General features: G+C 61.3%; 7 protein-coding genes. All 7 read right to left on the reverse strand.

The annotated features are described in order from the left end of the window. Positions 1-7: 7 nt before the first annotated feature. Positions 8-928: a gas vesicle protein GvpN gene (gvpN, locus tag CLG94_RS06335; protein WP_107562009.1), complete on the reverse strand. Its 921-nt coding sequence runs from the start codon at positions 926-928 to the stop codon at positions 8-10. Between the two features lie 295 nt (positions 929-1,223). After that, entirely contained in the window at positions 1,224-1,820 is a 597-nt protein-coding gene (locus CLG94_RS06345) for a hypothetical protein (protein ID WP_133174653.1), read from the reverse strand. Positions 1,821-1,881: 61 nt separating this feature from the next. Next, the gene (locus tag CLG94_RS06350; protein WP_107562012.1) at positions 1,882-2,376 is read right to left on the reverse strand and encodes a hypothetical protein; all 495 of its coding nucleotides are present in this window, start codon (positions 2,374-2,376) and stop codon (positions 1,882-1,884) included. 136 nt (positions 2,377-2,512) lie between these two features. Further along, entirely contained in the window at positions 2,513-2,728 is a 216-nt protein-coding gene (gvpA, locus tag CLG94_RS06355) for a gas vesicle structural protein GvpA (protein WP_107562013.1), read from the reverse strand. Positions 2,729-2,789: 61 nt separating this feature from the next. Further along, positions 2,790-3,164, reverse strand: a complete 375-nt coding sequence (locus CLG94_RS06360; RefSeq protein WP_107562014.1) for a response regulator — start codon at positions 3,162-3,164, stop codon at positions 2,790-2,792. Further along, complete coding sequence (locus CLG94_RS06365; protein WP_107562015.1) at positions 3,157-4,662, reverse strand: PAS domain-containing protein; 1,506 nt, start codon at positions 4,660-4,662, stop codon at positions 3,157-3,159. Before CLG94_RS06365 ends, CLG94_RS06360 begins: the two co-directional genes overlap by 8 nt. Positions 4,663-5,144: 482 nt before the next feature. Next, positions 5,145-6,584, reverse strand: a 1,440-nt coding sequence (locus tag CLG94_RS06370; RefSeq protein ID WP_239993147.1) for a sigma-54-dependent transcriptional regulator, incomplete at its 5' end; no start/stop codon positions are given.

Consider the following 6,584-nt stretch of genomic DNA (forward strand, 5'->3'; position numbering starts at 1 on the left):
CCTCCCCTCAGCAGTATTGTTTGACGATCTTCTTCACCAGCTCCCTGACCTTGGCCTGATTGCTCTTGCTCCCCACCCGACTCGTCTCCGAGGCCAGAATGTCCTGGCAGACCTGCCGGAAGACTCCACTGGACCCCTTGACGTGGCCATTGAGCACCGTGAGGGATCTGGCGATCATGATCGCGCCGCGGACGGTGGGAGAGAATTCACACGCTCCCGACTCCCGGAGGGCCCGGACGACCTTGACGATCTTCTCCGCCTCCTTCCGGGGGAGACCGGACTTAGCCTGGGTGATGGCGGCCTCCGTTTCCTCATCGAAGTGGTCCAAGTCCATGGTGATCATTCGGTCGCGGAGGGCATCCTGGCTCCGGTGGACGCCGGCGTACTCCTCGGGGTTCGAGGTGAAGATCGCCGTGAAGTTCGGATCGACCCTCAAGTAGGTCTCCTCCCCCCCACGACGGATGGGGAGGTCCAGCATCCGCTCCTGGAGAATGGCGAGAAAGATGTTGTTGGCCTCGGGCCGGGAGCGGGTGAACTCGTCGTAGATGAGGGTGAAGCCGTACTTGCAGGCAATGGTGAGGCGGTTATCGACCCACCGCTTGACCATGTCTTCCTCGACCTTCAGGACCCGGGAAACGAAGCGGTCAATGACCTTCCTCAGGTGATAGCCGTACTCTCCTCCCACCAGGTCCGAGGTGGTGTACTCTTCGTCGCCGTGGATTAGCACGACAGGACGTTCGAGCTTCGAGGCCACATGGAGGGCCAGGGTGGTCTTGCCCGTGCCGGAGGCCCCCCGGAAGTGAATCGGGAAGCCCGCCTTGATATAGCCCATGGCCCGTTCGGTGAGGTCTTTGACATGCTTTGTTTCCACAAAATCCGGCAACGGGGCAGGCTCGATGACCGTGCTGAGTTCCTCTATACCTCTCATGGATACCTCCTATACAGGGAGCGCAGGACGGCGGGGGATCGCGCCTCTCCCACGGCAGTGAGTGCATGGAAGGCCATTCCCAGCGGTGCGCCCGCTTCCCCGGCAGTCAGGGCACGCTTCTCCGGGTCCCCCGAATCGCACGACTCCCTTTCCCCCGCAGACCTGGCACGTGACCCTCATGCCATAGGGCTGGATCCCGCTCCCGCGACAGTAGACGCACATCCCATTGGGCTCCTCGACCATGACCGTACCTTTTCCCCCGCAGACCTGGCACCTGGACAGGCGCGAGAGGCAGTTAAAGGGGTCGGACCCCTTCCCCTGGCAGAAGGCGCACCGGATTGCCGTCATCTCTTCCCCCGTTTACTCTCCCGGCGCAGCACCGGGATTGAATGGCTCTGAGGGTGGCCTTGAACTCTTTGACCCTGACGGGGCCACCGTTGGACAGAAGCCCCTGCAAGGCCCGGGTTAGCTCCTCCTGCTCGCCTTGGAACTCGGCCAGGAGGGTCTTGACTTCCCGCTCCCGCTCTTCACGCCTGGCCGTGATCTCTTCCAGCAGTTCCTTGAGACCGCCGACCCGTTGCGCTTCACCCCTGGCCAGGGCTTCCCGCAGGGTGGCGGCCAGTGTCCTCTGTTCATGGAGGTAGTGCTTCATCGTCCCCCTGACCGCTTCCTCCCGCTCCCGTTGGTGGGCGAGGACCCCCTCCATCATGGCATCGAAGTCCCGCCTCCGGAGGGAGGCGGCCCTGGCTAGGGCCTCCTTGAGCTGGGCCCGCATCTCTTCTCGCTGGCTTCGAAACGTTCCCAGCATCTCGTGGGTGGACTCGACGATCTGCTCCACCGACGAGACCCTGGCCTCGTAGGAGGCGATGACCTCCCGGGCCAGGAGCGCCATCTCCTCCCCCCTTCCCATCGGGCTTACCTGAACGCTTCTCTTTCCTCTCAACTCTTCCCTCTCATCTGCCGCCGGCGCGCTTCCCCGCCATCGTGGCGGTCATATTCCGCCAATGACCAGCCATGGCCTCCTGCTCCCGGCGAAAGCCAGCCAGCATGCCTCCGACCTCCTGGGCCCGCTGCTCGCTCCCGCGGTAGAAGCGATTCATGAGTTCGGCGGTTTCCCCACTTCTCTCCTCCTGGCGAGCCCGAATACCCTGGTGCATCGCCCGGAAGTCTCTCAGCCGGGTAGACTCGGAAGTGCTGAGGAATCGCTTGAGGTCCGCTGCCTTCCGCCTGAGGTCGTGGCGAAACTCCTTCAGCTTTGCCGCGGTCTCATCCCTCAGCGCCGCCACCCTTGCCACTCGTGTGTCGAACGAATTGACGATCTCCTGGGCCAGATCCCGCATATCCTCGGCCAGTGTCATTGTGCCGACCCTCCCTTCTTGCGTCATCCCCTCCTGGGGGAAGAAGTGAACCCTTTCAGGAGCTCTCTTTCCTTTTTTCTTCGATCCCATGTTCCCCTCCCAGGGCGTTAACACGCCCCACGTGTCCTCAGGTTGGACTAGAGGGAGATCCTGGCGAGGCATACTCTCTGCGGTTGTCCGCTCAAGGATGCCCCGGCAGACACCCCTCACTGGTTCCAGGCCGACCTTACGCCGGTGCCGCCGCTGTAGCGGTCAGGCCGATGGCCTCAGCATACTTCAGGTACGTCTCGACGGAGGCCACCACCACCCGGGCCTCGATAGCCAGGAGCTCGATCCCAACCAGGGAGACGCGCACCCAGGCATCGATGACCACACCCTTGTCCAGGATCCGATCGATCACCTCAACCAGACTTGACGACGCGATTGCCTTCTCCACTGCCATTGTCAATCACCTCCTTTCGGTTTTTCCCCTTGCCACCGTTCACCGGCTCTGGCAAAGGGCTCTATACGCCCTCCCTGATGGCACGCTTCAGGAGGGTCGTGACGTGATGGAGTTCAAAGGGCTTGCTGATGAAGCCCTGGAAATCGCCTCTCCTTATCCCCTCCACGATTGGCTGATCCTCCTCGTAGTGGTAACCCGAGATCATCAGGATTGGCAGCCGGGGAACAAGCCGCCGGATGACGTGAGAGACCTCGATACCGCTCATGCCGGGGAGTTTCACGTCGATGATGGCAGCGTCAAACCTCCGCCCTTGCACCTGACGCATCGCATCCTCCCCACGGTAGACGTGGGTAATGTGGACCCCCTCGTCCTTCAGGCCTATCTGTAGGGCCCAACAAATGTCCTTTTCGTCATCCACGACGAGGACCTCAAGCATCTGAACCCTCCGCAGGCAGGATGACAGTGAACGTCGAGCCCTTCCCTACCTCGCTCTCGACTCGGATCGTTCCCCCATGCTGGTGAACGAGGCTGTAGGCGATAGAGAGACCCAGCCCCGTCCCTTGCCCCACTGGCATGGTGGTGAAGAAGGGATCGAAGAGGCGGGAAAGGTGCTGCTCAGGGATGCCACGCCCGCTGTCTGCGAATCTGATCTCGATTGCCGGCGGCAGAGTCGCCGGGGCAAGTCGGCTCTCGATGGCGAGCCGCCCTCCCTCTTCCATAGCGTAGTAGGCGTTCATGATGATATTCATGAACGCCTGCTGGAGCTGATTCTTGTTGCCCTTCACCTTCGGAAGCGCCGGGGACAACTGCTTGACGATCTCGATAGACTGAAGCGAGATCTGATGACCGATGAGGGAGAGCGTTTCCTCGACAGCGCTGTTCACATCCACTAGCTCGGACAGCCCCTGTGAAGGTCGAGCGAACCTGAGGAGGGTCTCGATGATGGCGGCGGCCCGAGCGGCGGCGAGGCGGATCTTCTCCGCGCACTCCTGCAGAAGCTCGGGGTCGTTCCCCTTTTTCAGGAGAATCTGAGCAGCCGAAGCGGTGATGGCCAAAGGATTCCGAATCTCGTGGGCGATGCCGCCAGCCATCTCTCCGAGGCTGGCCATCTTGGCTGATTGGATCAATTGGAGCTCCAGGCGCTGCTTTTCTGTCAGGTCGCGCCCCACCCCTACCAGGGCCACCACCCGACCGCCCTCCTCCTTCATAGCCGAAAAGCGCCAGGAGATGAGGCGCCTCTCGCCACCCTTCGCCTGTATCCCCGTCTCCATCTCCTGGGACTTCCCCTCCCTGGCGAGGTGGATGAGGAGGGCCTGAAGCTGAGGCCGATCGGGCTCGGTGAAGAAATCGGCGAACTGCCTCTTGGTCACCTCCTGAGAGGAGAAACCCAGGATCCGCTGAGCAGCGCTATTCCAGGTCATCACTGCGCCGGCCGAATCCAGGGAAACAATCAGGTCGTTGGCGCTCTCCACTACGCTGGCCAAATGGCGCTCAACTTCTCGAACCCTCTTGCCCAGACTCTTCTTCTCCGTGACGTCGTCCATGAAGAGCATGACGCTTTCTACTCGCCCCGCCTCGTCCTTCAGGGGTGTCAGACTATAAAAGTAGATGCGGGCGGCCAGTCCCGGAGCTCGATACTCCATCTCGCCTCCCTCAAAAGGCTGCGCGGTCAGGCAGACTGTCCGGGCCCGCCCCTCAAGGTCGGTGTAGTGGAGGATCGCAGGAGGAAAAATCTCGTTGAGCCTCTTCCCCAGCACCTCCCTCTCTTCCTTCCGCATTTTGAGAAGAAAGTTTTCGTTGGCAAAGATCACCCTCAGGACTGTATCCATGACCAGGATGGAGGAGGGAATGTGAGCAACGATCTCCTGTTCCAGATTCGCGGCGGGAGCTTGCGTGGCGGTCATTTCACAAAGGGTCGTATTCTGCGGTTTCACAGCGAACTCCTTTTTCCCTGAACAGAAGCCCTGGCCTTGCCACTGCGTCCACTACTATTACTAGCAAGCGTGGTGCCAGACCTGAGGCCCCCTGCACCCTGCTTCGAGAGAGCACAACAACTGGTTGCAGCCAACGCAACGAGACGCCAGATGAAGGGGATACCTAGCAGGGGCGTTAGGCAGTGTGTGGCAAGCAACCTGGTGAGAGTCTGGAGGGGACGCCAGAGCTATGGCGGAGACTCCATGGCATGGATGCCATAGCGGAGCGCTCAGCGGTCAGCTATCGGCTGTGAGTCTAGGAGCTATATATCGCGTCATAAATCGCAACAATGGACGTCATTCCCGCGAAGCTTGTCCCCGCATGTTTTAAGCGGGGAGCGGGAATCCATCGCTGCAAGACTGGATTCCGGATCAAGTCCGGAATGACAAAACGCCCGAGACTTATGTCGTGATATTAGCAAGGAGGAGTGGAGAGTCTGGGGTTACCGGAACTCCGGAGCCGAAATGCCATACCGCTTCATCTTGATGTGAAGCGTCTTGTAGTCGGTCCGAAGGAGCCGGGCCGCCTCACTCTTGTTCCCACGGGTCGCTTGCAGGGCCTGGTGGATCACCTGCCGCTCCGCCTCGGCGGCGGCCTTATCGCTCGCCTCTTTTAAGGAGAGACCCGCCGATACGGGGCCAGGCTCTATGGCCGAAGCTGCACCAGGGTCTTTGGCGCCCAGGGTCGGGAGGTGTTCCGGCCGAATGAGGCCCGGACTCATCAGGACAGCCTGGCGAATCACGTTCCTGAGCTCCCGTACGTTACCGGGCCAGGGATATTGGAGAAGGATCTGGGCTGCCTCGTCCGATATCCCGCGGACGGGCCGCTTGAACTCCATACTGGCTTCTTCAAAAAAGCGCTTGGCCAAGTAGGGGATGTCTTCCGGCCGCTCCCGAAGGGGTGGCAGGCTGATCGTGAATTCATTCAGGCGGTAATAGAGGTCTTGCCTGAACCGGCCTGCTCGCATCTCTTTCTCCAGCGGGACATTGGAGGCCGCGATGATGCGCACGTCCACGGGGCGCGCGCGTTTCCCTCCCAGGAGCTGCACCTGTCGCTCCTGGAGCACCCGCAGGAGCTTTGACTGGGTACTCAGGGGGAGGTTGATGATCTCGTCGAGGAACAGGCTTCCTCCTTCGGCAAGTTGAAAATGGCCCTCTTTCTTCCTATCCGCGCCGGTGAAGGCGCCTTTCTCGTGGCCGAACAGCTCCGACTCGATCAGGGTCTCGGGGATGGCCCCGCAGTCCACGGCGATAAAGGGTTGCTGGTGGCGGGCGCTCTGCTGATGGATGGCCCGGGCCAGCAGCTCCTTGCCAGTCCCCGTCTCCCCCTGGAGCAGGATCGTCAAGGGAGATCGGGCCACCAGATTGACCTGCTGGATGATTTGCTGGACATGCTGACTCGGGCCCATCAGCTCTCGGAGGGAACCGCCCTTGGCGAGCTGATTCCGCAGCGACTCCACCTCGGCCAGGAGCGCCTGCTGCTCCAGTGCCCGTCGTATGGTGAGGATGACATCATCGTTTTGAAACGGCTTGGTGATGTAGTCGTAGGCTCCGAGCCGCATGGCAGACACTGCTGTGAAGATTTCCCCACAGGCAGTCAGGATGATTATCGGCACGTGAGGGTCTATCTTCTTTATCTCCGCGAGGGTCTCCATTCCTCCGAGATTCGGCATCTTGAGGTCGAGGAGGATCGCTGAGGGCGCGTCCTGCCGGACCCTTTCCAGGGCGATCGCCCCGTCCTCCGCCGTAACCACTTCAAGTCCCTCGGCTTCGAGAATACCGCTGAGGAACCAGCGCATGTCGGGCTCGTCATCCACCACCAGGACCTTAGGCATCGACCGCTCTGTTACCCCCCCCCCCCCCCCCCCCCCCCCCCCCCCCCC

Source organism: Candidatus Methylomirabilis limnetica, from assembly GCF_003044035.1.
Classification (GTDB): Bacteria; Methylomirabilota; Methylomirabilia; order Methylomirabilales; family Methylomirabilaceae; genus Methylomirabilis; species Methylomirabilis limnetica.